This window comes from Micrococcus sp. NPDC078436 (assembly GCF_040702705.1).
GTDB lineage: Bacteria > Actinomycetota > Actinomycetes > Actinomycetales > Micrococcaceae > Micrococcus.
Genome location: NZ_JBFBLX010000030.1, coordinates 1 through 2,509 on the forward strand (window position 1 = coordinate 1; position 2,509 = coordinate 2,509).

Here is a 2,509-nt window from a genome sequence, read left to right on the forward strand (position 1 = left end):
CGCGCCAATTTGATTCATACGTCGATCAGGGCCTGAAGGGTTGATACCGGCCCTCCCGCCCCTCGGTTGAGCGGCGCACGGGATCACGATCGCTACCCTCGACCCATGCCCGTCCGTCTGCGTCCCGCCGTCCTCGACGACGCCGAGGCCCTCGCCGCGCTGGCACGGAGCCAACGCGAGCACCTTGCCCCGTGGGCGCCGGAGCGCCCCGCCCAATGGTTCACCGAGGCCGGCCAACGCGAGGCCCTCGAACAGGCAGAGCGCGACCGGGCCGCCGACCGCTCCTACGCGTTCCTCATCACCGACGCGGCGGGCTCGATCTTCGGCCGTCTCACCCTGGCCAGCGTGGTCCGCGGGGCCGGGCAGTTCTGCTCGATCGGCTACTGGATCGCCCGCGAGGCGGCCGGCCGCGGCGGGGCGACCGCCGCCGTCGGGCAGGCCCTGCAGATCGCCTTCGGCGAGCTCGGACTACACCGCGTGCAGGCCGAGATCCTCCCCCACAACCACGCCTCCCGCCGCGTGCTGGAACACCACGGGTTCCAGCGGTACGGCCTGGCCCCGCAGTATCTGCGGATCGCCGGCCGCTGGCAGGACCACGAGCTCTGGCAGATCCTCGCGCCGGCGGAGGGGCAGCGGTGACCCCTGACGACGCCGCCCGGGAAGGACTTTCCACCAGCTCGGCCGCCTATGGCGCCCGCGCGGCCGAGTACACGGAGCTGCTGGGGACCATGGACGCCGTGGCCGAGGACGACAGGCTCCTGGTCGAAGCCTGGGCCGACCGGGTGGATGGGGTTCTGGCCGACGTCGGCTGCGGGCCGGCCCACTGGACCGCACACCTGGCCTCGCGGGGCCATGAGGTGACGGGCATCGAGCCGGTCGAAGAGTTCGTCACCCATGCGCGCCGAACCCACCCGGAGGTACGCGTGAAACCGGGCTCGTTTCAGACCCTGCCCGTAGCCGCCTTCGACGGGATCCTGGGCTGGTACTCAATCATCCACACGCCGCCGGTGGAGATGCCTGCCCTTCTCGAGCGCGCGCACCAGGCGCTGCGCCCAGGCGGCTCGCTGCTGCTGGGCTTCTTCGCGTCAGACCAGGTGGAGGCCTTCGATCACGCCGTCACCACGGCTTGGTACTGGCCGGTAGATGAGCTCGCGGGCGTGATGACCGCGGCGGGGTTCACCGTGGTCGACCGCGGCACACGGCAGGACCCGGGGGCCCGCCGGCACGGATGGATCGAGTCCAACCGGAGCTGAGGCGTCTGGCGCTCTCCGCCCCAAGCCTTCCAAGGAACCGTCCTTCGCGATTCGCGTGCGCTCCTCGCCGCGTCTTGACAGTCAGCGAGCGCTCGCCTTGGGCGCCACGAACCGTCGTTTGTGGCACGCGGCGCCCCGGATGTGGTCAAGTCCCTGGAAGTGGTGTAACCGTCTTCGAGGCATGAGAATCAGGCCAGGGCCGGCATCACCTCCGTGCCCATCACGGTGCCCGGTTCTTGCGTGAGGGGCTCGCGGCAGCGGGCCAGCAGCTCGAGACCGAGGTACCGGCGGCCCTCGGCCCACTCATCCGTCTGCTCAGCCAACACGGCCCCCACGAGCCGCACCACGGCATCCCGGTTCGGGAAGATGCCCACCGCGTCCGTGCGGCGCCGGATCTCCCGATTCAGGCGCTCGGCAGGGTTGTTCGACCAGATCTGGGACCACACGTCCTTCGGGAACGAGATGAACGCGAGGATGTCCTCCCGAGCAGCATCGAGGTGCCCAGCCACGGCGGGCAACCGCTCGGCCACGTAGTCCAAGAGCCGGTCGAACTGGGCGTGCACCGCCGGCCCGTCAGGCTGGTCGTAGACGCTGTGGAGCATGGCCTTCACCGCCGGCCACATGGCCTTCGGGGTCACCGCCATCAGGTTCGCGGCATAGTGCGTGCGGCACCGCTGCCACACGGCCCCGGGCAGGTTCGCCGCGATGGCTTCGACCAGGCCACGGTGGGAGTCCGAAGTCACCAGTCTCACCCCGTGAAGGCCGCGGGCGACCAGATCAGCGAAGAACTCGTTCCACGCCGCGCCTGACTCCGTGGTGGCCACCCGCAGCCCGAGTACCTCACGTCGCCCGTCAGCGTTGACGCCGGTGGCGACCATGGCCACCGCGTTGATCACCCGACCACCCTCGCGAACCTTCATGGTCAGGGCGTCCGCGGCGAGGAACACGAACGGGCCGGCATCCCCCAGCGGGCGGTGCCGGAACGCGTCGATGTGCTCGTCCAGCTCGGCGGCCATCCGGCTGACCTGGGACTTCGAGAGCGAGTCGATGCCCAGCTGGCGCACGAGCTTGTCCATGCGTCGGGTGGAGACCCCAGCGAGGTAGCAGTCGGCGACGACCGTGATCAACGCGGACTCGGCCCGCTTGCGTCGCTCGAGCAGCCACTCTGGGAAGTACGTGCCGGCGCGCAGTTTCGGGATGGCCACGTCGATCGTGAAGCGTCCCGGGTTTCGTGCCGCTCCTATGTGGGTGCCAGC

Annotated in this window: 3 protein-coding genes; 2 read left to right on the top strand and 1 reads right to left on the bottom strand. The window is 70.2% G+C overall.

What is annotated here, in order from left to right; genetic code table 11:
• Positions 1 to 105 precede the first annotated feature (105 nt).
• Both AB0302_RS11350 and AB0302_RS11355 read left to right on the top strand, forming a co-directional pair.
• Positions 106 to 639 carry a GNAT family protein gene (locus tag AB0302_RS11350; protein ID WP_366372160.1) on the top strand — a complete coding sequence of 178 codons (534 nt, stop codon included), beginning with the start codon at positions 106 to 108 and terminating at the stop codon, positions 637 to 639.
• Positions 636 to 1,253, top strand: a complete 618-nt coding sequence (locus AB0302_RS11355; protein ID WP_366372162.1) for a class I SAM-dependent methyltransferase — start codon at positions 636 to 638, stop codon at positions 1,251 to 1,253. The genes AB0302_RS11350 and AB0302_RS11355 overlap by 4 nt, the downstream gene beginning before the upstream one ends.
• A gap of 188 nt (positions 1,254 to 1,441) precedes the next feature.
• Here the strand turns inward: AB0302_RS11355 and AB0302_RS11360 are convergent.
• Positions 1,442 to 2,509: IS256 family transposase (locus AB0302_RS11360; RefSeq protein ID WP_366372164.1), on the bottom strand; the 1,068-nt coding region annotated here is incomplete at its 5' end.

Bases quoted from the DNA above. Each gene is read 5' to 3' on its own strand.
- AB0302_RS11350 (WP_366372160.1), top strand. From the start codon at position 106: ATGCCCGTCCGTCTGCGTCCCGCCGTCCTCGACGACGCCGAGGCCCTC.